Origin of the sequence: Pseudomonas sp. B21-023, from assembly GCF_024749165.1 — a bacterium.
Lineage (GTDB): Bacteria > Pseudomonadota > Gammaproteobacteria > Pseudomonadales > Pseudomonadaceae > Aquipseudomonas.
Genome location: NZ_CP087190.1, coordinates 2,054,025 through 2,079,698, shown reverse-complemented (window position 1 = coordinate 2,079,698; position 25,674 = coordinate 2,054,025). Strand labels below are relative to the sequence as shown.

General features: G+C 64.8%; 35 protein-coding genes. 9 read left to right on the top strand and 26 right to left on the bottom strand.

Annotation, left to right across the window (positions count from 1 at the left end; genetic code table 11):
- Genes sctS through sctU form a run of 3 tightly spaced genes read left to right on the top strand, consistent with a single transcriptional unit; the run spans position 1 to position 2,101 of the window.
- The gene (gene sctS, locus LOY42_RS09520; RefSeq protein WP_023629663.1) at positions 1–267 is read left to right on the top strand and encodes a type III secretion system export apparatus subunit SctS; all 267 of its coding nucleotides are present in this window, start codon (positions 1–3) and stop codon (positions 265–267) included.
- Positions 264–1,052, top strand: coding sequence for a type III secretion system export apparatus subunit SctT (sctT, locus tag LOY42_RS09515; protein ID WP_139669981.1), 789 nt, complete (start codon positions 264–266; stop codon positions 1,050–1,052). Before sctS ends, sctT begins: the two co-directional genes overlap by 4 nt.
- Positions 1,049–2,101, top strand: a complete 1,053-nt coding sequence (gene sctU, locus LOY42_RS09510; protein WP_139669979.1) for a type III secretion system export apparatus subunit SctU — start codon at positions 1,049–1,051, stop codon at positions 2,099–2,101. Before sctT ends, sctU begins: the two co-directional genes overlap by 4 nt.
- A gap of 224 nt (positions 2,102–2,325) precedes the next feature.
- On the opposite strand, the gene LOY42_RS09505 is transcribed toward sctU, so the two are convergent.
- From LOY42_RS09505 to LOY42_RS09450, 12 genes are read right to left on the bottom strand one after another with little or no spacing between them, the layout of a single operon-like run.
- Positions 2,326–2,961 (bottom strand): HrpE/YscL family type III secretion apparatus protein, encoded by a 636-nt coding sequence (locus LOY42_RS09505; protein ID WP_258600369.1) that lies wholly within the window; start codon positions 2,959–2,961, stop codon positions 2,326–2,328.
- Positions 2,940–3,554, bottom strand: coding sequence for a Yop proteins translocation protein K (locus LOY42_RS09500; protein WP_258600368.1), 615 nt, complete (start codon positions 3,552–3,554; stop codon positions 2,940–2,942). The genes LOY42_RS09505 and LOY42_RS09500 overlap by 22 nt, the downstream gene beginning before the upstream one ends.
- A 2-nt stretch (positions 3,555–3,556) precedes the next feature.
- Positions 3,557–4,291 (bottom strand): type III secretion system inner membrane ring lipoprotein SctJ, encoded by a 735-nt coding sequence (gene sctJ / locus LOY42_RS09495; protein ID WP_102684876.1) that lies wholly within the window; start codon positions 4,289–4,291, stop codon positions 3,557–3,559.
- Between the two features lie 7 nt (positions 4,292–4,298).
- Positions 4,299–4,637 (bottom strand): type III secretion system inner rod subunit SctI, encoded by a 339-nt coding sequence (gene sctI / locus LOY42_RS09490; RefSeq protein ID WP_177486006.1) that lies wholly within the window; start codon positions 4,635–4,637, stop codon positions 4,299–4,301.
- On the bottom strand, positions 4,634–4,864 hold the full coding sequence (locus LOY42_RS09485) for a hypothetical protein (RefSeq protein WP_177486005.1): 231 nt from the start codon (positions 4,862–4,864) through the stop codon (positions 4,634–4,636). The genes sctI and LOY42_RS09485 overlap by 4 nt, the downstream gene beginning before the upstream one ends.
- A complete protein-coding gene (locus LOY42_RS09480) occupies positions 4,861–5,199 on the bottom strand; it encodes a YscG family type III secretion system chaperone (protein WP_256659264.1) in 339 nt (112 codons plus the stop codon). The genes LOY42_RS09485 and LOY42_RS09480 overlap by 4 nt, the downstream gene beginning before the upstream one ends.
- 14 nt (positions 5,200–5,213) lie before the next feature.
- Positions 5,214–5,474 (bottom strand): EscF/YscF/HrpA family type III secretion system needle major subunit, encoded by a 261-nt coding sequence (locus LOY42_RS09475; RefSeq protein ID WP_046855008.1) that lies wholly within the window; start codon positions 5,472–5,474, stop codon positions 5,214–5,216.
- Position 5,475: 1 nt separating this feature from the next.
- Positions 5,476–5,673 carry an EscE/YscE/SsaE family type III secretion system needle protein co-chaperone gene (locus tag LOY42_RS09470; RefSeq protein WP_177486004.1) on the bottom strand — a complete coding sequence of 66 codons (198 nt, stop codon included), beginning with the start codon at positions 5,671–5,673 and terminating at the stop codon, positions 5,476–5,478.
- Positions 5,663–6,565, bottom strand: coding sequence for an FHA domain-containing protein (locus LOY42_RS09465; protein WP_258600367.1), 903 nt, complete (start codon positions 6,563–6,565; stop codon positions 5,663–5,665). Before LOY42_RS09465 ends, LOY42_RS09470 begins: the two co-directional genes overlap by 11 nt.
- Before the next feature lies 1 nt (position 6,566).
- A complete protein-coding gene (gene sctC, locus LOY42_RS09460; protein ID WP_139669965.1) occupies positions 6,567–8,132 on the bottom strand; it encodes a type III secretion system outer membrane ring subunit SctC in 1,566 nt (521 codons plus the stop codon).
- A complete protein-coding gene (locus tag LOY42_RS09455) occupies positions 8,120–8,542 on the bottom strand; it encodes a CesT family type III secretion system chaperone (RefSeq protein WP_198753939.1) in 423 nt (140 codons plus the stop codon). The genes sctC and LOY42_RS09455 overlap by 13 nt, the downstream gene beginning before the upstream one ends.
- 40 nt (positions 8,543–8,582) lie before the next feature.
- Positions 8,583–9,344, bottom strand: coding sequence for a helix-turn-helix transcriptional regulator (locus tag LOY42_RS09450; protein WP_139669961.1), 762 nt, complete (start codon positions 9,342–9,344; stop codon positions 8,583–8,585).
- A 375-nt stretch (positions 9,345–9,719) separates the two neighbouring features.
- Between LOY42_RS09450 and LOY42_RS09445 the strand changes: the two genes are divergently transcribed.
- Complete coding sequence (locus LOY42_RS09445; protein WP_139669959.1) at positions 9,720–10,088, top strand: CesT family type III secretion system chaperone; 369 nt, start codon at positions 9,720–9,722, stop codon at positions 10,086–10,088.
- 7 nt (positions 10,089–10,095) lie between these two features.
- Here LOY42_RS09445 and LOY42_RS09440 read toward each other — a convergent pair whose 3' ends face one another.
- The 6 genes from LOY42_RS09440 to LOY42_RS09415 all read right to left on the bottom strand — a co-directional run bounded on the left by LOY42_RS09440 (position 10,096) and on the right by LOY42_RS09415 (position 15,648).
- Positions 10,096–10,680 carry a DinB family protein gene (locus LOY42_RS09440; protein ID WP_102684865.1) on the bottom strand — a complete coding sequence of 195 codons (585 nt, stop codon included), beginning with the start codon at positions 10,678–10,680 and terminating at the stop codon, positions 10,096–10,098.
- An 11-nt stretch (positions 10,681–10,691) separates the two neighbouring features.
- Positions 10,692–11,792, bottom strand: a complete 1,101-nt coding sequence (gene zapE / locus LOY42_RS09435; RefSeq protein WP_102684905.1) for a cell division protein ZapE — start codon at positions 11,790–11,792, stop codon at positions 10,692–10,694.
- Between the two features lie 65 nt (positions 11,793–11,857).
- On the bottom strand, positions 11,858–13,006 hold the full coding sequence (locus LOY42_RS09430) for a PQQ-dependent sugar dehydrogenase (RefSeq protein WP_139669957.1): 1,149 nt from the start codon (positions 13,004–13,006) through the stop codon (positions 11,858–11,860).
- A 21-nt stretch (positions 13,007–13,027) separates the two neighbouring features.
- Positions 13,028–13,348: a hypothetical protein gene (locus LOY42_RS09425; protein ID WP_139669955.1), complete on the bottom strand. Its 321-nt coding sequence runs from the start codon at positions 13,346–13,348 to the stop codon at positions 13,028–13,030.
- Positions 13,349–13,579: 231 nt separating this feature from the next.
- The gene (speB, locus tag LOY42_RS09420) at positions 13,580–14,545 is read right to left on the bottom strand and encodes an agmatinase (RefSeq protein WP_139669953.1); all 966 of its coding nucleotides are present in this window, start codon (positions 14,543–14,545) and stop codon (positions 13,580–13,582) included.
- A gap of 23 nt (positions 14,546–14,568) precedes the next feature.
- A complete protein-coding gene (locus tag LOY42_RS09415; protein WP_102683281.1) occupies positions 14,569–15,648 on the bottom strand; it encodes an extracellular solute-binding protein in 1,080 nt (359 codons plus the stop codon).
- A 102-nt stretch (positions 15,649–15,750) separates the two neighbouring features.
- On the opposite strand from LOY42_RS09415, the gene LOY42_RS09410 reads away from it, so the two are divergent.
- Together LOY42_RS09410 and LOY42_RS09405 are read left to right on the top strand one after the other, a co-directional pair.
- Entirely contained in the window at positions 15,751–16,647 is an 897-nt protein-coding gene (locus LOY42_RS09410; protein ID WP_110700892.1) for a LysR family transcriptional regulator, read from the top strand.
- A gap of 87 nt (positions 16,648–16,734) precedes the next feature.
- Entirely contained in the window at positions 16,735–17,205 is a 471-nt protein-coding gene (locus LOY42_RS09405; RefSeq protein ID WP_139669952.1) for an LEA type 2 family protein, read from the top strand.
- A gap of 25 nt (positions 17,206–17,230) precedes the next feature.
- On the opposite strand, the gene LOY42_RS09400 is transcribed toward LOY42_RS09405, so the two are convergent.
- Together LOY42_RS09400 and LOY42_RS09395 are read right to left on the bottom strand one after the other, a co-directional pair.
- Positions 17,231–18,172: a carbon-nitrogen hydrolase family protein gene (locus LOY42_RS09400; RefSeq protein ID WP_258600364.1), complete on the bottom strand. Its 942-nt coding sequence runs from the start codon at positions 18,170–18,172 to the stop codon at positions 17,231–17,233.
- Between the two features lie 67 nt (positions 18,173–18,239).
- A complete protein-coding gene (locus LOY42_RS09395; protein ID WP_023630897.1) occupies positions 18,240–18,503 on the bottom strand; it encodes a hypothetical protein in 264 nt (87 codons plus the stop codon).
- 131 nt (positions 18,504–18,634) lie between these two features.
- Between LOY42_RS09395 and LOY42_RS09390 the strand changes: the two genes are divergently transcribed.
- Positions 18,635–18,955 carry a YqjD family protein gene (locus tag LOY42_RS09390; RefSeq protein ID WP_031315252.1) on the top strand — a complete coding sequence of 107 codons (321 nt, stop codon included), beginning with the start codon at positions 18,635–18,637 and terminating at the stop codon, positions 18,953–18,955.
- Position 18,956: 1 nt separating this feature from the next.
- On the opposite strand, the gene LOY42_RS09385 is transcribed toward LOY42_RS09390, so the two are convergent.
- Positions 18,957–19,574 (bottom strand): tRNA-(ms[2]io[6]A)-hydroxylase, encoded by a 618-nt coding sequence (locus tag LOY42_RS09385; RefSeq protein WP_046854995.1) that lies wholly within the window; start codon positions 19,572–19,574, stop codon positions 18,957–18,959.
- A 157-nt stretch (positions 19,575–19,731) separates the two neighbouring features.
- Between LOY42_RS09385 and LOY42_RS09380 the strand changes: the two genes are divergently transcribed.
- Both LOY42_RS09380 and LOY42_RS09375 read left to right on the top strand, forming a co-directional pair.
- A complete protein-coding gene (locus LOY42_RS09380; RefSeq protein WP_139669948.1) occupies positions 19,732–20,595 on the top strand; it encodes a universal stress protein in 864 nt (287 codons plus the stop codon).
- Between the two features lie 227 nt (positions 20,596–20,822).
- On the top strand, positions 20,823–21,689 hold the full coding sequence (locus LOY42_RS09375; RefSeq protein WP_258600363.1) for a LysR family transcriptional regulator: 867 nt from the start codon (positions 20,823–20,825) through the stop codon (positions 21,687–21,689).
- Here the strand turns inward: LOY42_RS09375 and LOY42_RS09370 are convergent.
- From LOY42_RS09370 to LOY42_RS09350, 5 genes are all read right to left on the bottom strand, one after another.
- Positions 21,663–22,820 (bottom strand): HPP family protein, encoded by a 1,158-nt coding sequence (locus LOY42_RS09370; RefSeq protein ID WP_139669944.1) that lies wholly within the window; start codon positions 22,818–22,820, stop codon positions 21,663–21,665. The genes LOY42_RS09375 and LOY42_RS09370 overlap by 27 nt on opposite strands.
- 240 nt (positions 22,821–23,060) lie before the next feature.
- Complete coding sequence (locus LOY42_RS09365; RefSeq protein WP_139669943.1) at positions 23,061–24,380, bottom strand: sensor histidine kinase; 1,320 nt, start codon at positions 24,378–24,380, stop codon at positions 23,061–23,063.
- Positions 24,377–25,045, bottom strand: a complete 669-nt coding sequence (locus LOY42_RS09360; RefSeq protein ID WP_102683274.1) for a response regulator transcription factor — start codon at positions 25,043–25,045, stop codon at positions 24,377–24,379. The genes LOY42_RS09365 and LOY42_RS09360 overlap by 4 nt, the downstream gene beginning before the upstream one ends.
- Positions 25,046–25,360 (bottom strand): PepSY domain-containing protein, encoded by a 315-nt coding sequence (locus LOY42_RS09355; protein WP_023632694.1) that lies wholly within the window; start codon positions 25,358–25,360, stop codon positions 25,046–25,048.
- Entirely contained in the window at positions 25,360–25,668 is a 309-nt protein-coding gene (locus tag LOY42_RS09350; protein ID WP_139669941.1) for a PepSY domain-containing protein, read from the bottom strand. The genes LOY42_RS09355 and LOY42_RS09350 overlap by 1 nt, the downstream gene beginning before the upstream one ends.
- Between the last annotated feature and the right edge of the window lie 6 nt (positions 25,669–25,674).

The window sequence follows — 25,674 nt, the reverse complement described above, 5'->3', positions numbered from 1 at the left end:
ATGAGCAGTACCGAAGTCCTGCACTTCGCCAGCCAGGCGCTGTGGCTGATATTGATCCTGTCCCTGCCGACAGTGCTGATGGCCGCGCTGGTGGGCACCCTGGTGTCGCTGGTCCAGGCGCTGACCCAGGTGCAGGAACAGACCCTGGGCTTCGTCGCCAAGCTGGTCGCGGTGGTCGTTACCCTGTTCGTCACGGCCGACTGGATGGGCAGCGAGCTCTACCGCTACACCGACCTTGTGCTCGAGCGGGTCCTGTGGGTGCGATGACTGCCCAGGCCCTAGAACAGGCCCTGCTGAACTTCAGCCTGATCCTGCCCAGGCTGTTCAGCTGCTTCATCGTGCTGCCGATCCTCGGCAAGCAGGTACTGGGCGGCGCATTGGTACGCAATGGCGTGGCATGCTCATTGGCACTATTCATCTACCCCAGCGTGGCGGGCACGCTGCCGCCAGGCCTGGATGGGCTGCAACTGGGGCTGCTCATCGGCAAGGAAGTGCTGCTCGGCTTACTGCTCGGTTTCATCGTGTGCATCCCGTTCTGGGCGCTGGAGGCCTGCGGCTTTCTCATCGACAACCAGCGCGGCGCGACCCTGGCGTCCACCCTCAACCCGTTGCTGGGCAGCCAGACCAGCCCCACCGGAGCACTGCTGCTGCAGACCCTGGTCACTCTGTTCTTCACTGGCGGCGCCTTTCTGGGACTGCTCGGCGCATTGCTGGGCAGCTACGCCAGCTGGCCGGTGGCAAGCTATTACCCACAGATCAGCGGACAGTGGAACGCGTTCTTCCTGGCCCAGTTCGGCTACCTGATGACCCTGTGCATGCTATTCGCCGCCCCCTTGCTGATCGCCATGTTCCTCGCCGAGTTCGGCCTGGCGCTGGTCAGCCGCTTCGCTCCGTCGCTGAATGTGTTCATCCTGTCCATGCCAATCAAGAGCCTGGTCTGCAGCGCATTGCTGGTGCCTTACCTGTACCTGCTGATGGAGCAGGCCCAGGATCAGCTGTTCAGCGCGCTGCACGCGGTGCGCCTGCTCGGTCCCTTGCTGGAGCAGCCATGAGCACGGAGAAGACCGAACATCCCACTCGGGCCAAATTGCGCGATGCACGGCATAACGGCCAGGTGGTCAAGAGCAAGGAACTGGTATCCAGCATGCTGATCCTGAGCCTGGCCGTGCTGCCCCTGGGCTTTCCCAACTACTTCCTCGGCCACCTGCAAGCGCTGATGCTGCTACCCGATCCCCTGCTTCACCTACCTTTTAGCCAGGCATTGGAGCTGATGCTGCAGCAGTTGCTGCACGAACTGCTGTGGCTCACCCTGCCGTTCCTGCTGACCACGTTGATTGCCGCCAGCGCGGGCAATCTGCTGCAGACCGGCTGGGTGTTCAGCACGCAATCGCTCTCACCCGACCTCAAGAAGGTCAGCCCGGTGGAGGGGATGAAACGAATCTTCTCGGTCAGGAACCTGCTCGACTTTTTCAAGTCTTTGCTCAAGGTGCTGTTGCTCGGCGCACTGGTGCTCGGCCTGCTCAGCGACAACCTGCACGCGTTGCTGAGGGTCCCACTGTGCGGCATCGGCTGCATCCTGCCTGTGCTGGGTAGCCTGCTGGGCCAACTGATCGGCGTCTGTGCCATTGGCCTCATGGCGATTTCAGCGGCCGACTACGGCCTGGAGCGCAGGCAGCATCACCGGCAGTTGCGCATGAGCAAGGATGAGGTCAAGCGTGAGCACAAGGAGATGGAAGGCGCGCCGGAGCTCAAGCGCGAGCGCCGCAAACGCCACCGTGAACTGCAGCAGGGGACGTTGCGTGCGGACGTCAGGCGTTCATCGGTCATCGTCACCAACCCGACCCACATCGCCGTGGGCCTGCGCTACAAGGCCGGGGAAACCCCGTTGCCGCTGGTCACCCTGAAGTACACCGACGAGCAGGCCCTGCGGGTGCGCCGGATCGCCGAGGAAGAAGGCGTGCCGGTGCTGGAACGCATCCCCCTGGCGCGGGCGCTGTTCGCGGACAGCCTGGAGGAGCAATACATCCCCGGCGAGCTGATCCAGCCGGTCGCCGAGGTGATCCGCTGGTTGCAGGCGCAAGAGCAGGCGCCGCCGGTCTGAGCAGGATTTGCCCGTTCCCGCAGGCTTTGGGGCCAGGTGCTATACCAAGATCCCACGCTGCGGCAATGGCCGGCGCACGGGCAAGATGTCCTCCCGCACAGACGGTCGAGCAGGCTGACGAAGCTGCGCCCAGAATACCTGGAGCAGCGCATCACGCTCCTGGTCATCGCGGATAGCCCGCGCAGCGGCGGCCAGCACCGCCCCATTGCCATGTTCGAGCGGGTTCATGCGTATGCAGCCTCATTTTCAGGAACTCCTTGCAACAACGCCCGCTGCAAAGCGCTCAGTTGCCCCTCGATGCTGGCGTCGATGACGCAACCTTCGGTTTCCAGTCGGCAACCACCGCGTGCAAGCCGAGCATCACCGCAGATTTCCAGGGGGCCCGTGTCGGGAAACTGCGCGAGTATTTCATCGATACGCAGGCGAACCTCGGGCACCTGGTCAGGGCGCACGTGCAGGATCAGCTCCTCCCGTGGGCGAACCTGAGCCAACGCCTGACGTGTGGCCGCGAGCGTCAGCTCGATGTCCGGGTATGCCCCCAGCACCTTGGCCACCGCCTGGTACACCACCTCGCTCAGCTGCCGGTCGGCCCGGCGATAGAACTCGGCACAGCGCAATCGCACAGTGTGCATCAGCGCCGCCTGCTCGACCGCGGCCATTTCCAGCCCGACCTCCCGCCCAAGCCGTTGCTGTGCCTCAAGCACTGCATCGGCCTGGGCATCGATGTCGCTGGCCCGCTGGTGGGCGCTTTCGGTCAATGCGCCGGCGTCGAGAAAGCGCTGGTAGTCGGCGCCGCGCAACACGGTACAGCCTGGTTCGACCATCGGCCGGCAATCATTCAGTTCAATAAATGGCAACATTCCGGGCTCCTGTCTCGGGCCACTTTCAGGCAAAGGGTGCGCGCCAGGACGCGCTGATCGTCGCTCATCGGCCAGGTCGGCAATGCCCCGGTGCCAGGCAGTCGCAGGGCCAGGCGCCGGGCAAAACCGGGATCGGTACACCCGCAGGCCTGTAGCCAGAACGCCAGGCCCTGCACGGGCAGCTCCACGTCCAGGGCGCCGCTTGGCAGCGCCTGCTGCCAGCCTGGCGGCCATGGGCCGATGATCAGCCGCCATTTCTCCAGGCAATAGCGCTGGCCTTGATCGTCGAGCACCTGGCGCAAGCGCATCTGGCCGGCTCGGTCGAGAAGGCGCACAATGGCCTGGCCATGCAACAAGCCGCCAACAGTGGCCAGAACACGTTCGAATGCTGGCTGCGGATAGAGGGCCAGCCCACCCAGCCGTTCCGGTATTTCAAAGGGTTCGGCCAGGTCCAGCGTCGACAGCAACCAACCATTGATCGAGCTGTCCCGACGCCAATGTGGCAAGACCTGGGCCACCTGCCGCAACGGTTCCGGGCAATGAGCCTGGTGCAGGTAACGCGCCGGGCAGTAGCGAAGCTGAAACGGGGTCATGCTCATGCCCGCTGGCGCCACCACAGGTACTGCGCGAGATTGCTCAGTACCAGCACCCCCAGCAATGTCCCAATCAGCGCAAGAAGACGCAGGCGCGAACCCTCCATCACATGAATCGACAACAGCGTCGCATGACGCTCCCCCGGCCACAGCTGGCGAGCCTGCGTGGAAGGCACCAGCACCACACTGATGCGGTCGTAGTCGAGGCCTTCGATGCTGTTGCTCAGCAGCTGCTTCATCTGCCCGATGTACAGGTCCAGCGCCGCGTCCGCCGCATGCTTGATGAAGATCGACGCCGAGGCCGCACGGGCCGTTGCACGCAGGCTGTCGCGGGGCTCCGGCAATACCACATGCACCCGCGCCACCAGCACGCCATCGATTTCCGACAGGGTGCGTGACAACTCCTGGGACTTCACATAGGCCAACCGCGCGTGCTCCTCCAGCGGCGACGAGATCAGGCTATCCCGGGGGAACACATCACTGACCGTGGAGAACATCTCCCGTGGGTAGCCCTGGCGCTTGAGCGCGGCTACCGCATGGCCGATGTCAGCCTCATCGATCAGGATCTTCACCTTGCCGTCCTTGTCCTGCGCCTTCACCGCATCGATGCCCTCGGCATCCAGCACCGCGAGCATTTCGTTGGCTTCGCGCTGGCCGAGGCCCAGGTACAGCTCGACCTTGCACCCGCCCAGCAGCAGTACCGTCACAAGCAGCAAGCACTGCCATGGATTCTTCACAGTGCACCTACTGGGCTTTCATCAGGGTTTCGATGTTCTGCGTGGTGCGTCCCACGCCCTTGGCAATCAGCTCGACCTGCAGGTTGGTGCGTATCAGTGCCCAATGGGCATCCATCAATGCCACCGGATCACCCACCCCCGAGACCAGGCTGGCATGCGCGCCCTGCCTGGCTTCGGCATGCTGCTGGCCGAGCTGTGCGACTTTGTGCAACACCCCCTCCTCAGGGCTGCCGGCACTGCTGGATAGCGCCTGCTCGAACTCGGCCACTTGGCGGGAATCGACGGACGGTGCCGCCAGGGACTGCAGATCGGTGACCACTCGGGTCACTTCAGCAATGCCATTCATGAGTCGCCCTCCACCTTGAAGGAATCGTTGAGCAGGTCCATTGCCATGGCGAGCACTTGCAAGCGCTGTTGCTGTGCCAGTGCCGGCACCTGCACGAACTCCAGAGCACCTGCGCCCTGCTCGACCAGGCATGCCTGGAATACAGCAGCGTCCCGAGCGACATGGACGGGCTGCGGGATCGGCGCTATTGGCTCACTCGTCAACAATGAGGTGGTCAACCCGTTCATGCCACCACCTGGGCGCGCATACCCTCGGCAAACCGGATCAGATCGCAATCCTCGCTCTGCGCCATACGCTCAAGGCGCCTTTCCAGCGCCGCCATGTAGCCCAGCTGGCGCTCGCACAGCGCCAGCCACGGGCCGAGGGATGGCCAGGAGGCCTGATTGCCTTCTGCCAGGGCCTCCTCGCAGCGTCCCGCCCCCATCAGGCCGGCGATACGTATCGCACAGGCGGCTTCCCTGGTTTCCGGCTGCCGGGCCAGCCAACGCGCAATCGCCATCGCTTCGTCATGGTGATGGTGCTCGACACCCAGCAAGCCCAGGCGCGCCATCAGATTGTTCACCGAGCACTCCATGCTCAGAACTTCTGCAGGATGCTGCTGATGGTGTTCTTGAAGGTCTGGCCCAAGGTCGCATCGACCTGGAACACGTTGGACCAGATGTTCGAACGGTGGCGCATGTCGGCCAGCAACGCGGGGTCGTCGCTTTTCTCGTTGAGTTTACTGAGCGACTCGAGGACGGCCTTGTTGGCCTCTCGCGCCTGCTTGACCATGCCTTCGTGGACCATGTCCATGGTGTTGCTGGTACCATCGTGGAATCCGCTGCTGATGCCTGTCATTTCAATGTTCCTTCAGTTTTTTCAGGATGTTCAAGGCCGCTTCAAGGGCCGTTCGCTCGTCGTGCGCTGCCTGGAATGCTGTGGGCGGCAAAGGGCGCGACATCTGCTCGGCGCGGGCTTGCCGCGCTTGCTCCAGCACCCTGTACATCCAGGCGCGTGTTTGTGGGTCACGTGTTTCCTGCAACAGTTCATCCATCATTAATGGGGCGCTCCTTGAGATTGATCGAGTAGTCCTGCCCCCCCTTGCGCAAAGTGATCGCCTGACCATCGATCGCCAGGATGCGGATACCGGAAGGCATCAGCGCGCCTACCGGATAACGGCGGTTGTCCGTGAGCGTCACATAGGGCACGCGCCCCAGCGACACCGCGCGCACCGGGAAATCGAGTTTCCCGGGCACAGCGGCCCTGCCCTCATCGACCAGCTTCAACAGCGGATGCTCGGCGAATGCCTTGCGGAACTGGCGTTGCAGGTTGAGAAAGTCCTGATGCTGGCGGTCATGCAGTGCCCCACGCAGCACCAGGGTGTCACCGCGGTCCTCCAGGGTCAGGGCATCTTCCAGGCGCCATTCGCGCAGCAGTTGGGCCAGGCGCGTCCGGGCCTGTGGAACGGGCAGGCTGTGTGGCATGACCTGGGGATCGGCTGTGTCCGCTTTGCCCTGTGCTTCGGCCTCTGGACTCAGCAATCGAGTGAGCAACGCCAGCAACAGCAGCACCCCGGCGCCGGGGACCATGAACCAGCCGGCCCGCAATCCGGGCCGGGGGATCGACTCGGGAAGCCGCTCGGCAAAGACCTCGCCCTCTGTACAGAATGCCCAGCACAACGGACCACAACGCTGGATGGCAAGTGCCTGCAACTCGACGTCTGCCGCTAACGTCACCCCGGCCTGTGTCGGTGGTTCGCTGGCGCCCCACTCCAGCAGGCGTACCCCGCCAGGCCCGACCATCAGCACCAGGTGGATAGCGGCGATCCCTGCGTCCACCAGCACCAGATCCGCTTGCACCGGGTCGGCGCCGATGACTACCCGGCCAGGTGCCAGGGACACCTCGGCCCCCGCATTCAGGCCACTGTAGACCCGCAGTTTCCAAGTCATTTCAAGAGCGCTCATCACGGACAGGACCTGACTTCAAGCCATTGCCGACACTTGCGAGCCCCGGGTCAATCAGCTTCGGCTCGATCAGGAACAGCCGAACCGATCGGCGCGTGCTGCTGGACTGATAACGAAACAAGGCGCCCAGGAACGGAATGTCCCCCAACAGCGGGACCTTGCGCAGGCTCTCGCTCGACTCGTCGCGGTGGATGCCACCAATCATCAGGCTCTGCCCCAGGTCGACCCGGGCCAGCGTGTCGATGACCGTGCGACTGATGGTGGGTATACCATCGGGCCCTGTACTGTTGGGTTTCTGGCTGCCGTCCTCGATATGCAGGCTCAGGCTGATTTCCGGCCGGTCCGCACTGCGGATCAGACGTGGGGTCATCTTCAACAGGGTGCCGTAGGTGATCGCCTTGAGCTCGGCGACGCGTTCTCCCAGCACTCGCACATAATAGGTTTCGCTGTGGTCTATCACCGCCAGGGTGTTCTCCTGGGTCAGCAAGGTCGGCCGCGACACCACCTGGGCGCGCCCCTCGCCCTGCATCAACGTGACCTTGGCCAGCAGCCGGTCCACGCCCCGGCTGTCGACCAGGCTGCCGGCAAGCGTGCCCTGCGCCTGGCCTGCGCTGGTGCGAATGTCGATCAACTGGTGCTTGCCGGTACCTATGCCAACCTGCCACTCCACCCCCAGCTCCGCCAGGTGCTCGGCGTTGATGTCGAGGATCGTCAGCCCCACCTCGATGCGCGCCGCCGGACGGTCCAGCGCCGCCACCAAACGCCGGTACATGGGCATGCGCTCTGGGTGGTCACGCACGATGATGGCATTGAGCGACGCTTCGGCCTGGACAACGGCTTGACTGGAGCGAACGGGCGCCCCCTGTGCCACAGCCTGACCTTCGACCGCGCGTACATCGGCGTTCGTCAGTACCCGAGAGAGGAGCGTGGCCACCCCGGGTACCGCCACCTTCTGGTCGCGATAATCGATTTCACGGTCTTCGGCTACCGCATGCCTGAGCGCGATCACCTCGACGCTCAGGCCGCCACCGCGTTCGTCCTGCAACACAGCCTGCTGCTCCAGGACCTTGGCGGTCTGCTCGACGCGATCAAGGTAACGCGGCGGGCCCGAGACATACACCAGCTGCCCACCCGCCGCGGCGCGCCAGGCGAAGCGCGACGTCCAGCCGCCAGCCTCCTGCAGGGCGGCGCGCAATTGTGGCTCGCGCACTTTGTCCAGGTGAACAAGGCGGGTCTGTAGTTCGCTGGACTTGCCGACATGCAGCACTGCGCCGTCGTAGTACCAGGCCAGGTTGAACAGTGCGGCGACCTGCTCCAGAAACGCCTCCGGATCCGGCTGCTCGAACGTGGCGCTCACCTGGTCCCTGACCTTGTCGCTGACCACCACCGCCCCCTGGTAGTTGGCGGCGAAGTTGCCCAGCAGGTCACGCAGGCTCTCGCCCTGGGCAACGTAGTGGAAAGGCTCCTGGGGCCAATCCAGTGACTCGCCCTGGGCCGCAAGGCTGGCCAACAGCGCCGTCAAACCGGCGGCAAGCGACCTCAAGGCAGCCATACGCGAGCTCCCCGGTGGGTCGCAGGCACTGGATCGGCATGTTGCTCGCACAGGAGAGCGAGCAGGTCGACCTGAGCACCCAGCACGTGATCCACGATGTCGAGATCGCCCTGGGCCAGGTCTACCTGCGCTTCAAGCAGCGGCTCTCCCGCGGGTGTCAGCGCCAGTCGCTGCGGACAGTGCTGCGCCCACACTGTCAGCATGCTCATCAAGCGGCGCAAGGCTTGCGGGTCGAGGCTGGCGCCATGGCCCGCCAGTGACGACAGCGAGCTGCGAACAACCAGTTGCGTGCCTTGCGGCTCGAGCGAAAGGGCACGTCCCTCGATGCACAACTGGTAGCCACCGCGCTCATTGGCCAACCAGGGAGGCATGCCCAACCGTCGGGCCATTTGCTGCAAAAGTGTGTTCATACGGGCATCGTCCGTGCAACGGAGGGAACAGAAGAGTTTGTCAGCCACGGCGAGCATCGCTGGGGGTGCGGCCGAACCGTCGGCGGTAGCTCTGGCTGAAATACGACTGGCTGGAAAAGCCGCTTTCCATGGCGATGTCGACAATGCTCATGCGCGTGTTAAGCAGCAGATGGTGCGCATGGACGATCCTGCGCTCGGTGATCCAGGCCCGGGGCGAGCAGTTGTAGAAGGTGTTGAACAAACTCTTGAATGCCGTCAGGCCCAAGCCGAAGGCCTGGGCGTACTGGTCCAGGCGCCAATCGCGCAGATAGTGCTGTTCCATGAATGCGTGCAGGCGATCGACATGGCGATTGCCCTGTTGCCGCAGTGCCGCCAGCAAGGTCCGCCCCTGCGCTCCGAAAATGAGCAGCAGCAACAGCTCCTCCAGGCGCAACATCGCCAGCATCGACGAGGTACCTTCGCCCCCGAGCGCCGCCAGGCGGCTCACGCATTCCTGCGCCATCGTGCAGGGTCGCAGCCGGAGGGTACCCACACCTGGCTCGTCACGGCGTTCGAGGTGGGCAAGGTCATTGCCATGACGTTTAACGAACGCCTGCACGAAATTCACATCCAGCGGCAGCCAGAGCACTTCGCATGCCTGCCATTGGCTCGCCACCAGATAGGTGCCGCGCTTGACGAACAGCAGCTCGCCTGCCTGTAGGTGAATGATGTCGTCCTTTTCGCGAAGCGTCAGCTCCCCCACCATCACCGCGTAGAAGCCTTCCTGCCCCTGGGACGCGAACCCCGCCCCGACAACATCCAACTGCCGACCTTGCACACACCAGCCCTCAACTGGAGAAATCCCTTCCACGCGAGGCCATACTTCCCGTAGGACCCTTTACGCACCATCGAGCAGCAGATCGTGCAAGATTCGAATGACCTTGCAGCCCTTGCCCCCGCGATGCAGCCAGGACCACAGACTACGGCGCCTTCCCACGAATGAACGCAGGGATTGTCCTTGCCGAGAGGGAGGCTATTCGCCATCACTTGTAGGAAATTTATCGACTCTGTAAGGCAATGCGAAGCAAGCCTTCGCCGAACCGCAGGAAGCCCAGCAGTTAAAAAATGGCGACTACACCCAGTATCTTGCAGGGTATGCACTGACTACCGTGGCAAGCCCTTTGATCGAGAGCTCGCCATGTCAGGCACGAACTATGACTATGCATTGACCCAGCTGTACGCTGCCCTGAAGCTGGAGCCCCCAACGACCTTCGAGCCGGTGATCAGCCTGCGGGCAGGGCCTTATGTGTGCAACGTCACCGAGCACCCGGCGGACCACTTGCTGATGTTCATCGAACTTCCCGCAATCGACGACATACGCTGGGGCGAACAAAACCTGTTCTGCCAGGACACCTGCAAGCCTGTGATCGGTGTCGACCCGCTCACCGACATGCAAATACTGTGGAATCGCCAGCCCCTGGCGCAGCTGGACCGCGCCATGGTGCATCACCAGCTGGAGCAACTGGTGCAGGCCGCCCACGATCTGGTGGGTGACGAAACAGCCTGAACGCCGCTCAGTGCTGCCCCCAGACCTGCGCCTCGCTCCAACCCAGCGCGGCAAAATCCTCGGATCGCAGTGAGGCCTCCTCTTCACAGAAGAATTCGTCCAACTGCGGTGGCCTGATCGCCGTATCGCTGAGCATTGCGTGCACCTGGCCGCGATGGTGGATCTGGTGCTCGAACAGGTGTGACAGCAAGCGCAAACGTTGCTCCTGTTGCACCCGGTCCGGTCGCACGATGCTCACATAGCGCCGCAACTGGTCGTCGCGCAATTGCCGGCAATAGGTGATCAGGCGCTGGTCGGCCTGGGCCTGCTGGGCCTGCAGGTCGGTGCAGGTGGCGAAGGGCTGCTCGGGTTGGAAGAAGCGCTCGCCGTCCGGATCCGGCATTTGGCCGCGTTGCTCGCACTCCAGTGCATCCAGATAGAACCAGTCCACCGTCAACAGGTGGTTGAGGGTGGCCTTGATCGACGGGAAGAAACTGCAGCGCGGGGCGACGAACTCGTCCTGGGTCAATTGCAGACAAGCCTTGTACAGGCGGTGGTTGGCCCAGCCATTGTTGTAGGCCTGGGTCAGCAGATGATGCGACAGCGGCTCCATGGTCGGCTCCTTCAGGCGAAGCGTTGCAGTTGCATCTCCCGTAGCCGGCTCAGGGTCCGTTGGTACGGGAACGCCAGATACCCTTGAGTGTAGAGCGCTTCCAGCGGGACCTCGGCCTCCAGGTACAACAACACCCGACGGTCGTAGCATTCGTCCACCAGGGCGATGAAGCGCCGAACGCTGTCATCCTTCGGCGCCAGTGTCGGCAACTGGCGGTCCCCGGCCTCGACGCGGGTGGCCCCATCCTCGGTACCGCGGGCAATTCGCCCGGCCTGCTGGACACCGCCCAGGGCCGGAATGCCGCTGACCAGGATCGCCGGAAAGCGGTCGCACAAGGCCATGAAGTCCATGGCTGCCAGGGGCTGCTCGCACAATGCGCTGAAGTGGCACCAGAGGGCCTGCGTGCTTCGGCGCAGCACGCCGATCCGTCGGGAGCCAAGCTGCAGCGGCTTGTCGTTGCCTGGGTCGTCCGGGCTCAACTGGCCGAACACCGCCTCGAGCGCGCTCGACCGCCCCGGCTGGCCGACCCAGTAGCGCTGCTGTTGCAGGCCGGGGTGCAAGCGGTGATCCTGCTCCCCCGCCACCGCCAGCACGCGCATGTGCCGCTCGATGGCGGCGATGGCCGGCAGGAACCGCTCGCGGTTGAAGCCATCGCGGTACAACTGGCCGGGCGGCTGGTTGGAGGTGGCGACGATCACCACACCGTGATCGAACAACACCTGGAACAGACGGCCAAGGATAATCGCATCGCCGATATCGCTGACGAACAGTTCGTCGAAACACAACACCCGTATCTCCTCGGCCAACGCCCGGGCCAGGGCCGCGAGCGGGTCAGCGGTGCCATTGAGCTGGAACAGGCGCTGATGAACCCATGCCATGAAATGGTGGAAATGCTGGCGCCGGGCCGGCAATTGCAGGCTGCGATGGAACAGGTCCATCAACCAGGTCTTGCCACGGCCGACCGGGCCCCAGAGGTACAGGCCTTGCGTCGGCTGGCCCTGACGCAGGGCGTCGAAGCAGTCCTGCAACGCAGCCACAGCCGCTGCCTGGGCGGGATCGGCGACGTAGCCACGCTCGGCCAGCGCCTTGTGATAAAGGGATTCAGGGGTCATGCCGCGCATGGTACGCCATCGCGGGGCAAGCCCGCTGCCACAACCTTGCTCCAGGCGAGGGACGATCAGCCCCCTGTCAGCCCCACCCTCAGCAAGGCACCATCCTTGGCATCGGTCAGCACGTACAGATAGCCATCCGGCCCTACCCGAACATCGCGAATCCTCGCCTTCAGGTCACCCAACAGTCTTTCTTCATGCACGACCTTGTCGCCATCGAGCTTCAGCCGGATCAACTCCTGTGTCGCCAGCGCGCCGATGAACAGGCTGTGGTCCCAGGCCTTGAACGTGGGGCTGTCGTAGAACGCCATGCCGCTGATGCCCGGCGACTTTTCCCACACATGATGCGGGTCGGCCATGCCAGCGACATGCTTGCCCTTGGCTTCGGGAATCGGCAGCAACGAATAGTTGATGCCGTGGGTAGCGATCGGCCAGCCATAGTTCTTGCCCGCCTTGGGGATGTTGATCTCGTCGCCGCCACGCGGGCCATGCTCGTGGGTCCAGAGCTTGCCGGTCCAGGGATTCAGCGCCGCGCCCTGCTGGTTGCGGTGGCCGAACGACCAGATCTCCGGGCGTACGTTGTCGCGCCCGACGAAAGGGTTGTCCTTGGGCACCTCGCCGTCGGGCAGGATGCGCACGACCTTGCCCTGTAGCTTGTCCAGGTCCTGCGACGTGGCGCGCTGGTTGTTCTCGCCCAGGGCGATGAACAGGTAGCCGTCACGGTCGAACACCAGCCGCGAGCCGAAATGGTTGCCTTCGGACAGCTTGGGCTGCTGGCGGAAGATCACCGTGAAGTTCTCCAGGCGCGACCGGTCCTGGGTCAGCTGGCCACGGCCGACGGCGGTACCAGCCTTGCCATCGTTGCCCTCCTCGGCATAGGACAGGTAAACGGTTCGATCCTTGGCGAACTCAGGCGAGAGCACCACATCGAGCAGGCCACCCTGGCCCTCGGCCCAGACCTTGGGCACGCCGGACAGCGGCGGCCCGACCTTGCCTTCAGCGTTGACGATGCGCAGGTTGCCGGGGCGTTCGGTGACCAGCATGTCCTTGCCGCCGGGCAGGAATGCCAGCGCCCAGGGATTGCGCAAGCCGTCAGCGACAGTACTGACGGTCAGTCGGCCCTCCTCGCTGGGGTACTGCTGTTCTGCGGCGGCCTGCGCCAGCAGGGGGAACAGGCTGGCGGCGGCCAGGGTGGTCAACCAGATGCGTGGCGTCATGCTCGCTTCCTTCGCAAGGGCTCACGGCACGCGCGGTGAATCGCGTGGTGGGCGGGTGGGTTCCAGGTTCGGGGTCTGCTGTTCGCGGCGCAGGTTTTCGCCGTTGCCGATGCCGCGATTATCGAGTGTGGGAGGTCGCGGGTTGGGTTGCGTGGACGGGCCGCGCACAGGCGGCATTGCCGGCACGCTGCCCTGACGGCTGTTGGGATTGGCGCGCATGATCGGGCTGTTGTACGGGTTGTTGCTGTCGTTGGCGGCAATCAGCGGCGGCGCCAAGGGAGCGGCCTGGAGTGGCAAGGCCAGCAACAGGCCGAGGCCCAGGATTGGCAGTGTGGGATTCATGCTTCACCTCCGGTACGAAAAGGCGCGCTCGAAGGTTGGATAGCCTACGGCGCGCAGGGTTCGACGCAAAAGGATGAATTTGGGTCCTGATGTTTCAGTATGCGCCCCCTGGGGCTGCCATGCAGCCCAATCGCCGGCAAGCCAGCTCCCACACCGTGCGCACCAGCCTTGAGCCCTACGCCTTCCTGTGGTAGTTGGCGTGCCGGCAATTGCCGCAGCGCGGCCCTGGCGTTACCCGGCCCTATCAACCTTGTGCCGCGCCGCATACAGGCACAGCATCTCCATCGCCAGGGTCGCGCCTGCCAGCGCAGTGATATCGGCATGGTCATAGGCCGGCGCCACCTCCACCAGGTCCATGCCCACCAGGTTGATCCCACGCAACCCGCCGAGTATCTCCAGCGCCTGTACCGTGCTCAGGCCGCCACATACCGGCGTGCCGGTGCCGGGTGCGAAGGCCGGGTCCAGGCAGTCGATATCGAAGGTCAGGTACACGGGCCGGTCGCCTACCCGCTGGCGGATGGCAGCGATGATCGCCTCGGTGCCCTGGCGATGCACCTGGCGAGCGTCGAGAATGGCAAAGCCCTGGCTATCGTCGTTGGTGGTGCGCAGGCCGATCTGCACCGAGCGCGACGGGTCCACCAGCCCTTCCCGCGCCGCGTGCCAGAACATCGTGCCATGGTCGATGCGCTGGCCCTCCTCGTCCGGCCAGGTGTCGCTGTGCGCGTCGAAGTGCACCAGCGCCAGCGGGCCATGCCGACGGGCATGGGCCTTGAGCAGCGGATAGCTGATGAAATGGTCTCCGCCCAAGGTGAGCATGGCGCAGCCGGCCTCGAGAATGTGCTCGGCATGCGCCTCGATGCTCTGCGGCACCGAGCGCGGCGTACCGCTATCGAACGCACAGTCGCCGTAGTCGATCACCGCCAGGTGGTCGAACGGATCGAACGCCCAGGGCCAGTGCCTGGCCCAGGCCTGTTGCACCGAGGCGGCGCGGATCGCACGCGGACCGAAGCGCGCGCCGGGCCGATTGCTGGTCGCGGTGTCGAACGGCACGCCGCTGACCACCACGTCGACACCCCGCAAATCGCGGCTGTAGCGACGCCGGGAGAAGCTGGTGATGCCGGCGTAGGTGCTCTCGGCGGCAGTGCCGTAGAGGCTGTCACGGGTGATGGCCTGGTCGTTGTCCTGGGCGAGGTCCACGGTATATCTCCTGTCGTTGTCATTCACTGCCGGCTGCGGAAGGCGGTCCACAGGCGGTTGCGCTGGCGCAGGTCGGCCAGCGCCATGCTGCGGTCGGCGAACAGGCGCTGGCGCACCGCGGCCGGGGGATAGATGTCCGGGTCGTCGCGGATCGCCTCGTCCACCAGCGGCGTGGCGGCCTGGTTGGCGTTGGCGAAGAACAGCGTGTTGGTCAGCGCCGCCACTGAGTCGGGGCGCAGCATGAAGGTGATGAAGGCGCGTGCAGCCTCGGGATGCGGTGCGTCCTTGGGGATTACCAGGTTGTCCTGCCACACCAGTGTGCCCTCACGGGGGATGCGGTAGATCAGCTCGAATGGCTTGCCGGCGCGGCGCGCCTGGTCGGCGGCCATGGCGGCGTCGCCGTTGTAGGTGAGCGCCAGGCACACACTGCCATTGGCCAGGTCATTGATCTGGCGGCCGTTGGCCACGTAGCTGATCGACGGCTGCAGTTGCTGCAACAGCGCCTGGGCTGCGTCCAGGTCGGCCTTGTCCTGGCTGTAAGGGTCCTTGCCCAGGTAGTTGAGGGTCACGCCGATCACTTCCTGTGGCGAGTCCGGCATGGCGATGCCGCAGTCCTTCAGGCGGCTGGCGTACTCAGGCTTGAACAGCAGGTCGAGGCTGTCCAGGGGCACATCGCCCAGGCGCTGGCGCACGGCCTCGACATTCACCCCCAGCCCCAGCGTGCCCCAGGTGTAAGGCACGGCATGGCGGTTGCCGGGGTCGGCCTCGGCCAGCTTGGCCAGCAGGTCCGGGTCGAGGTTGGCATAGCCGGGCATCGCCTGCGCCTCCAGCGGCTGCAGGGCGCCGGCCTTGAGGGCTCGGGCCAACACCGTGGCCGACGGCACCACCACGTCGTAGCCGCTGCCACCGGTGAGCAGCTTGGTCTCCAGCACCTCGGTGGTGTCGAAGGTGTCGTAGCGGACCTTGTAGCCGGTCTCCTTCTCGAAACGCTCCAGGGTCTGCGGGGCGACATAGTCGGCCCAGCTGTACAGGTTGACGACCTTCTCTTCGGCCTGCAGCGGCAGGGCGATCAGCAATGAAAGCAGGCACAACGTCGAACGCATGGCGGACACCTCGGCATAGGGGTGGATGCCGCCAGCATGCCTGTCGGGTTACATTGCAAAAATGGCAACTTTGCGAAGCTGACATTCACCAGGAGCAATGTGATGCTCGGACAATTGCACGACCCGGACCTACACCTGCTGCGGCTGTTCGTCACTGTAGTCGAGGCCGGCGGTTTCAGCGCCGCCCAAGGTGTGCTGGGGCTCAGCCAGCCCAGCATCAGCCAGCAGATGGCGAAACTGGAGACCCGCCTGGGTTATCGCCTATGCAGCCGGGGCAAGGGCGGCTTCCGGCTGACCGAGAAAGGCGAGTTGCTGTTGCAGGCCACCCGCGGCCTGCTGCTGCAGATCGAGCAGTTCCGCCAGCAGGCCAACGGTGTTGCCGGGCGCTTGCTGGGCAGCGTGCGCATCGGCCTGGCCGAGAACCAGGACCGTGACGTCAGCCTGCGCCTGGCCCAGGCCATCGCGCGGTTTCGCCAGCGTGACGAGAGCGTGCGCCTGGAACTGACCAGCGCGCCACCGGCCGAACTCGAACGCTTGCTGCTGGAGCAACGCCTGGACTGCGCCATCAGCTACTTCTCCGGCAACCAGGCGGCGTTCGACTACCTGCCGCTGTTCGAGGAGCGCCAGAGGCTTTACTGCGGCAAGGGGCACGTCTTGTTCACCCAGGCCCAGGTAACCCGCGAGCAGTTGCTCGAGGCCGACCAAGTGAGCCACCCCTATCGTTTTCTCAAACAGGGCGAACTCTTCCAGAGCCGCCACAGCATGGCGGTGGCAGAGCAGATCGACAGCGCCTTGACGTTCATCCTTTCAGGACGACACATCGGCTTTCTACCGTGCCACTGCGCCGCGCCCTGGGAAGCCCAAGGCCTGTTGCGGGCGTTGGATACCGCGCTGGATTTCGTGGTGCCGTTCACCCTGGCCAGGCATCGCGGGCAAACACCCGGCGAGGCGCAGCAAGCCTTCATGGAAGACCTGCGCATGACATTCGGCTCGCGCTAGGCCCGGAACGTCGGCAGGCCCCGCTTTCATCACCACCGCGCATTTGCGACACTGCCGACTCGCCCGCGCCACGAGGCCTTGATCACCATGTATGCCCGCGTCTGCCTGATCCTGCTGCTGACCCTTGGCCTGAATGCCTGCGCCCTGTTCCAGGGTCGCGACCCGCTGAACATCAGCGTGATCGGCATCGATACCCTGCCCGGCCAGGACCTGGAGCTGCGCATGGCCGTGAAGATCCGCGTGCAGAACCCCAACGAAACCCCGGTGGATTTCAACGGCATCGCCCTCAACCTGGAGGTCAACGACCAGCCCCTGGCGGCCGGGGTGAGCGACCAGCGCGGGCATATCGGCCGCTACGACGAAGCGGTGCTGGTGGTGCCGGTGAGCGTCACCGCCTTCGCCTTCCTGCGCCAGGCCTACGGCCTGAGCCGGGTGGACTCGCTGCAGGGCCTGCCCTATGTATTGCGCGGCAAGCTGGCGGGAGGGCCGCTCGGTACCGTGCGCTTTACCGACAAAGGCAAGCTCGACCTGCCAACGGCCGCAGGCACTGCCTGGTAATCAGCTTTACCGGCAGGCTGGCAGATCACTCACCTGCGCCGGATGAACCGACGAAACGTACTCCGGGCCGCGGACGCTCGTCCACGCTGAGCTCGAACACATCCGGCCGCGCATAGTGGCCGACCACGTCGAAGTCGTAGCGCGCACGCACCAGTTCATCGGTATCGACCTCGGCGCAAAGCAGGCCACGCTCGCCCACCAGCGGCCCGGCCAGTACCTCCCCAAGTGGGCCGACGATCACGCTGCCGCCGTTGATCAATGGCCGTTCGGCCGGCCAGTTGGCCACCTCCAGGCCCAGTGCGGCGGGCGAATCCTGCACCTGGCAGGCGCTGATGACAAAGCAGCGCCCCTCGGCGGCGATATGGCGCATGCTCACCTGCCAAAGCTCGCGCTCGTCCACTGTCGGCGCGCACCACAGTTGCACACCCTTGGCGTACATCGCAGTGCGAAGCAGCGGCATGTAGTTCTCCCAGCACACTGCCGCGCCGATGCGCCCGGCACGGCTTTCGATTACCGGCAGTGTGGAGCCGTCGCCCTTGCCCCAGATCAGCCGCTCGGTACCGGTGGGCATCAGCTTGCGGTGCTTGGCCACCAGGCCGGTGTGCGGCTCGAAGAACAGCACCGTGCAATACAGGGTATTGCCGCTGCGCTCGATCACGCCGATCACCAGGCTCGCTCCGGTACGCGCCGACAAGCCGGCCAAGGTGTCGGTCTCGGGCCCCGGTACATCAATGGCATTGGCGAAATAGCGGGCGAAGGCTTCACGCCCCTCGGGCAGGCGATAGCCGAGCTGGGTGCCGAACCCTTCGCCTTTCGGATAGCCACCGAGCAAAGCCTCGGGCATCACCACCAGGCTGGCGCCGAAATCATGGATGGCCTGCTCGTAGTCGAGGATCTGCGCCAGGGTGGCGGCCTTGCCGCCAGGCAGGGAACCGATCTGCAGGGCGGCGACGATGGACTTGGGCATCGAGGGAACTCCAGTCTGGAAGGTCTGTTGGATTCTCCAGCGCAGGCGTTCGGGGTGTTCGCCTGGCTCAGCGGTTGGCGCTGGCGGCGGCCATCATCTTGTTCACTTCGCTGCGCACCAGCTGGTTGAACTCCGGCGGCGACATGCCGTCGAGTTCGGCACGTACCCATTCCGCCCACTTGCCCTTGCGCCGCGGCTTCTCTGCGATCAGTCGCGCCGCCTCGCCCTTGGCCTTGCCCAGGTTGTTCTGCCAGTAGTCGAACAAGCGGGCCTTTTCTGCCTCGATCTGCGCCCGTTCCTGGAAGCTCATGTTGGCCAGATTGAAACTCATCGGGTATTACCTGCCGCTGGAAAATGGGCGCTATCTTACACTGCGTCGACGCGCCACCGGTACGCCACTGCAACTTTCCCGTCACCGTGGCATCCACTGTTCAACGCCCAACCCTTCACGAGGATGTGTACATGGCCAGGAAAACCGCTGCGCAAGGCAACAACGACCAGATCAAGGATCAGGTGTTCAGCGAACTGCAGGCATTGATCGAGGAATCCGAGAAGCTGCTCAGCGACAGCGCGTCGCTGGTCGGCGAGGAAGCCGAAGGCATGCGCGCGCAGTTGGGGCTCAAGTTGCGCCAGGCGCGCGATGCCACCAGCCGCCTGGGCCAGAAGGCGCAGCCGGTGGTCGAGGCGACACAGGAGTATATCGGAGGCCACCCCTGGCAGACCGTGGCGATTTCCGCAGGCTTCGGCCTGGTGGTCGGGTTGCTGCTCGGTCGCCGGCAATAACTCAGGCGGCTTGCGCCTGGGGAATGCCGCTGTGGAAGCGCAGTTCCTGGTCGGGCGAGGTGATCAGCCCGACCTCCGCTTCGCGCACCTGCTCCACAACCCTGGCAATGTCCGCTTCGTCGCCATACTGGTGAGCCAGCTTCAGATAACCTTGATAGTGTCGCGCCTCGCTTTTGAGCAGGCCGTGATAGAAGGTGCCCAGCTCCTCGTCCAGGTGCGGCACCAGGGCGGCGAAGCGTTCGCAGCTGCGCGCCTCGATGAAAGCCCCCACTACCAGGGTGTCCACCAGCTTCACCGGCTCGTGCGCCCGCACCAGCCGCCGCAGCCCAGAGGCATAGCGCCCTGCCGACACCGGCCGTAGCGGCACGCCGCGGCGCTTCATCAGACGCAGCACTTGCTCGTGGTGCACCAGTTCCTCGCGGGCCAGGCGCGACATCATGTTGATCAGGTCGAGATGGGTGTTGTACTTGGCGATCAGGCTCAGCGCCGTGCTGGCGGCCTTGAACTCGCAATTCTTGTGATCGATCAGCAGGGTTTCCTGGTCGGCCAGTGCCGCCTCGATCCAGGCGTCAGGGGTGCGGCAACCCAGGAAGGCATCGATTTCAGGAATCAGGGACATGGTACTCACAATCACACGGGACATCGGCGGGACCGGCGATTATACCGGCGGCGGTGGCGAGCGCCAGTGACTATGCTTGATGCAGATCAACCGGCAACAGCCGCCGCGCCGTCTATAGTCAGGCATTGGTCGCCATCCGCGAAAGGAGTTCACGTCCATGCAAGCCGTGCGCAGCATCCTCGTCGTCCTCGACCCCGAGCACGCCCATAGCCGGGCCCTGACCCGGGCCAAACTGATTGCCGGGGTGACCGGTGCGCGCCTGCACCTGCTGATGTGCGACAAGAAGCAGGACCACAGCGCGCTGTTGAGCCTGCTAAGTAGCCAGTTGCATGATGATGGCTACGACAATGTCACCCATGAACAGAAGTGGAAGGACAACCTGCACCAGTCGATCATCCATGTGCAGCAAGCGGAAGGCTGTGAACTGGTGATCAAGGAGCACCGCCCGGAAAACCCCTTGCGCAAGGCATTGCTGACCCCCAGTGACTGGAAGCTGCTGCGCGCGTGCCCCTGCGCGGTGCTGATGGTCAAGAGCGAACGCCCCTGGACCGGCGGCGTGATCCTGGCGGCGGTGGATGTGGGCAACCAGGACGAGGCCCATCGTCTGTTGCACGCCAGCATCATCGATCACGGCTATGACATCGCCAGCCTGGCCAAAGGCCAACTGCACGTGATCAGCGCCCATCCATCGCCGATGCTGTCGGCTTCCGACCCGGTCTATCAGCTCACGGAGACCATCGAGAAACGCTATCGCGAGGCGTGCACGGCGTTCCAGGCGGAATTCGATATTACCGATGACAGGCTGCATATCGCCGAAGGACCGGCCGACGTACTGATTCCCTATACCGAGAAGAAACTTGACGCTGTGGTGACCATCCTCGGCACCGTGGCCCGCACCGGCATCTCCGGGGCGCTGATCGGCAACACGGCGGAAGTGGTCCTGGATGCGCTGGAAGGCGATGTGCTGGTACTCAAGAGCGAAGAGGCCACGGCACACCTGGCTGAGCTGGCACGTGGCTGAACCAGCGCCCCAAACAGGTGCAATAGATCTAGTGTGGTGTTTCACAAATAACGACCATAACTCGCGGCGCTTTTTGCGCTCATGCAGCGTTGTCGCTCCTCGCCGTAGCTGGGCTACGACTCGTCGCGACGCCTTGCCTGAGCGCAAAAGTCGCTCGCGATTTATTGGTCGTATTTGCAAAACACCACACTAGAATAGGCCGCCTCTCCAGCCACAGAAGCAGCACCATGGACATCGATCAGGCCCGCACCTTCCTGGAAATCGTCCGCTGCGGCAGCCTGGTCGCCGCGGCTGAACGGCTGTTCGTCTCGCAGACGGCAATCAGCGCCCGTGTGCAGCGCCTGGAGCAGCAACTGGGCTGCCAGCTGTTGGTACGCAGCCGCAACGGCGCCAGCCTGACCGCTGACGGCGAGGCCTTCGTCAGCTATGCCAACCAGCTGGTGCAGACCTGGGAGGCGGCGCGCCGTGACCTGCCGCTGCCCCAGGGCTGCCAGCTGGTGCTGCATGTGGGCGCCGAAGTGAGCCTGGGCAATCCGATGCTGCTCGACTGGGTCAGCGCCTTGCACAAGGGCCTGCCCAGCCATGCCATCCGCAGCGAGGTCAGCGATGGCGAAGCACTGCTGCGCAAGGTGGAGATGGGCTTGCTCGACGCCGCGCTGGTCTACCAGCCGACCTATGGTCCTGGCCTGCAAGTCGAGCAATTGATGGAAGAGAAGCTGATCCGTGTGCGCCGGGTCGATGCGCCCGATCCGTACATCTACATCGACTGGGGCGAAGCTTTCCGCCGCAAGCACGACGCCGCCCTGCCCGAGCTGTCGCGCCCGGCCCTGAGCTTCAACCTCGGGCCCCTGGCCCTGCAGTTCATTCTCGAGCACGGCGGCAGCGGCTATTTCCGCACCCGGGTGGTCCAGGCCTACCTGCAAAGCGGGGTGTTCGAGCGCGTGCCCCAGGCGCCGGAGTTCACCTACCCGACCTTCCTGGTGCATGCCCGCGAGCGCGACAGCGAGGCGTTGCAGCAGGCCTTCAGCGTGTTGCGCCGGCTGGTGGCCGCTGGCGAAAGCGACTGGTCACAGCGCTGGGACCCGGTGATCTGAGCCCTGCGCCGCGGCAGTGAGCAGGTGCCGCTTGAGGCCGGCGATCAGGTCGGTCTGGGTGATCACCCCCACCAGCTTTTCATCGTCGAGCACCGGCAGGCAGTGCAGCCCCTGCTCACTGAGTAACGGCAACAGGCGCTCCAGCGGATGCTGGCTGCCGACGCTGACCACCCGACGGCTCATCACCTGTTCCAAGCGCACCACCTTGCGCCGGAACAGGCCACGCCAGCTGAAACGCCCACGCGCCATGGCCGGGCCGACCAGGTCGCTGAGGCTGACGATCCCCACCAAGCGCCCCTCTTCCAGTACCGGCAGGGTCTTGAGGTGATGGCCGGACAGCAGCTTCCAGGCCTGTTCGAGGGTGGTGCGCGGCGTTGCCCACTGCACGTCGCGGGACATCACCGAGCTGGCGGTGATACCGCCCAGGCTACGGTGCAGGGCGTGTTGCTCGGTGGCCAGGATGATCCGCTCCAGCTCGTCACGGGTGACATCGACGAACTCGCCGATCTCCTCCAGGGCCTGGTCCAGGTCTGCGGCGCAGATGCCGACCCGATCGCCCGGCAGCGCGTCGTGGGTGTGGTGCAGGTCGCGGCGCGGGGTCGCGCCCTTGGGGTAGCGCACGCCGGTCAGGCGGTTGTAGAGCACGGCCACGCCGACCAGGATCAGCGCATTGAGCAATACCGGCTCGAGCAGGTGGTCACCCATGGCCACCAACCCTGGGTCGGCCAGCACGGCGCTGGCCGCCACGCCGCCACCGGGCGGGTGCAGGCAGCGCAGCAGGCACATCGCCAGGATGGCGATGCCCAACGCCGCGGCCGCGACCCACAACCCATCGCCGTATGCGTGACGCATGGCCAGGCCCACGGCAGCCGCCAACGCATAACTGCCCAGTACGGGCCAGGGCTGGGCCAACGGGCCCGAGTGCACGGCGAACACCAGCACCGCCGAGGCTGCCAGCGGCCCCAGCAAATGCAGGGCGATCGATGGCCCATAGGCCAGGCTGCACAGGTAACCCGCAAGAAACAGTCCAAGCAGCGCGCCTAGGCCTGCTCGCAACCATTCTCGGGGAGGGATGTTCAGGGGCGCCGGCAGCAGGCGCTGCAGGCGGGATTCGGGACGCGAGGCAGACATCGAGGTGATTTTGATCGTGTTCTTCTGATTGTAAAAAGAAAGCCCAGCGCGACCGGCCTGGGCCCTGTGTTGCGCAATGCAGTGGCGCAAGGGGCTCCGTCCTTGGAGAGATGGAAACCGCAAGGTTTCGTGGCCGGCATTGTGCCGGGCGCGGGTGGCGCTGGGCCAATTCAAAAAACTGCGGCTGTACTGCAATTTTTTTGCAGGCTTGATCCGGTTCCTCGGCAGGAACGGATTGATTCAGCGGACCTTGCGGGGCAGCTCGATACTCACTCGCAACCCGCCCAGTGGGCTTTCCAGCAGCGCAATGCGCCCACCCCAGGCCTCGACGATGTCGCGCACGATGCCTAGCCCCAGGCCATGGCCATCGACCTGCTCGTCCAACCGCGAGCCGCGCTCGAGCACTTGCAGGCGTTGCGCCTCAGGGATGCCCGGGCCATCGTCATCGACCATCAACTGGTAGCCCTCGGTGGTGGGCGCGATGCCCAGTCGCACCTCGCTGTCGGCCCATTTGCAGGCGTTGTCCAGCAGGTTGCCGAGCAGCTCCAGTAAATCCTCGCGGTCCCAGGGCAGCAACAGGCCGGGCGGCGCGTCGCGTTCGAGCAGCAAGCCTTCACCATGGATCATCCCCAGCGTCGCCAGCAGCCCGGGCAGTTCAGCGTCGCAATCGAACTGCGCGCCAGGCAAGGCATCGCCGGCCAAGCGCGCGCGGTTGAGTTCGCGGGCGAGGCGTTGCTGGATCTGCTCCAGTTGCTCGCGCATCTGCGCGCGCACCTCGGGCAGCGCCTGCAGGCGTTCGCTGGCAGCCAGGCTGATCAGCACCGCCAGCGGCGTTTTCAAGGCATGACCGAGGTTGCCCAAGGCATTGCGCGAACGACGCAGGCTGTCTTCGGTATGAGTCAGCAGGTGGTTGATCTGGTCCACCAGCGGTTGCAGTTCGCTGGGCACTTCGGCGTCCAGTTGCGAGCGCTGGCCCTGCTGCAACTGGGCGATCTGCTGGCGCGCCCGCTCCAGCGGGCGCAACGAGCGGGTCACGGTGAGGCGTTGCAGCACCAGTACCAATATCAACGCTACCAGCCCCAGGCCCAGGCCGATCTGTTGCATGCGTCGAAAGCCCTCACGCACCGGTGAGTAGTCCTGGGCCACGCTGATTGAGATGTCCTGGCCGAGCCGCCGGTAGTCCCCGCGATAGGCCAGCAGTTGCTGGCCGTCGGGACCGAGTTCGTGGCCATCGTCCAGGCCGGGCTTGCCAGGCTTGGGCATGTCCATGTCCCATAACGATCGGGAGCGCCAGGTACCCTGGTCGAAATCAATGCGGAAGTAGTAGCCCGAGAACGGCTGCTGGTAGGCTGCCGACAGCCGTCGCTCGTCCAACTGCAGGCCGGACGGACCACGCACCAGCGCCACCAGCAGGTTTTCGCTTTCCTTGCGCAGGCCAGCTTCCAGGTAACGCTGCAGGCCCGCCTCGAACAGCCACAGGGTCAACTGCGCCAGGGCCAGCCCAACCACTACCAGTACCGCCACCAGGCCCAGGCTCAGTCGCGCCTGGATCGACTTCACGCGGCGCTCCCGGCATACACGTAGCCCTGGCCGCGGCGGGTCTCGATCACGCTGCGCCCCAGTTTGCGCCGCAGGTGGTTGACGTGCACTTCCAGCACATTGGAATCACGCTCGGTTTCCCCGTCGTAAAGGTGCTCGGCCAGGTGGCTCTTGGACAGCACCTGCCCCGGATGCAGCATGAAATAGCGCAACAGGCGGAACTCGGCGGCGGTGAGCTGGACATCGACACCCTCACGGCTCACGCACTGGCGCGACTCGTCCAGATGCAGGCCGGCCGCTTCCAGTTTCGGCTGGTTGGCCAGCCCCTTGGCCCGGCGCAACAGGGCCTGGATGCGCAGTTGCAGCTCCTCGGGGTGGAAAGGCTTGCTCAGGTAGTCGTCGGCCCCGGCCTTGAGTCCCTCGATACGCTCGGCCCAGGAGCCACGGGCGGTGAGGATCAGCACCGGGGTGGCCAGACCGCTCGCGCGCCATTGCCCCAGTACTTCGAGCCCCGGCAGCCCAGGCAGGCCCAGATCGAGGATGATCAGGTCGTAGGGTTCGCTCTGGCCCTGGTACACCGCATCGCGGCCATCGGCCAGCCAGTCCACGGCATAACCCTGGCGCTGCAGGGTGGCGGTCAGTTCATCGGCCAGGGGGACATTGTCCTCGACAAGCAGCAGGCGCATTCAGTCGTCTTCCTCGTCTTTGAGCAGCGCGCCGGTGCGGGCGTCGAGCTTGATCTCGCGCACCACGCCTGCCGGGGTCAGCAGTTCGACCTCGTACTCGTAGCGCTCGTGCTTCTCTTCCAGTTCCGCCTCCAGCAGCCGTGCCCCGGGGTAACGCCCCAGGGCGGCTTCGAGCAATTGCTCCAGTGGCAGGATGATGCCCTTTTGCCGAAGCTCCAGGGCTTCATCCTGGTCCAGGTCGCGCGCGGCGGCCAGCGAACAGACGGTCAACAGGGCCAAGGCCAGGTAGCGTGCCGTTCGCGGTAGTGCAGGCATCAGTTGTCTCGCTCGTCCTTCAGGACTTCACCGGTCTTGGCGTCCAGGGCCACGTCCCATTCGACGTTCTGGGCATCACGCAGGTCGACCTTGTAGATGTAGCGGCCGTACTCATCCTCGAGCTCCGAGTCGGTCACGGTGGCGCCGGGGTGCTTGGCCACGGCGGCGGCCTTCAGATCGTCCAGCGACTTGATGGTCTTGGCGTTCACCAGCTTGACCACTTCATCGGGCTGCACATCCTTGGCGAAGGCGGCATTGGCACCGAAAGCGAGGGCGGCGGCGGTGAACAGGGCAGTCAAAGTTTTCATGAGGTT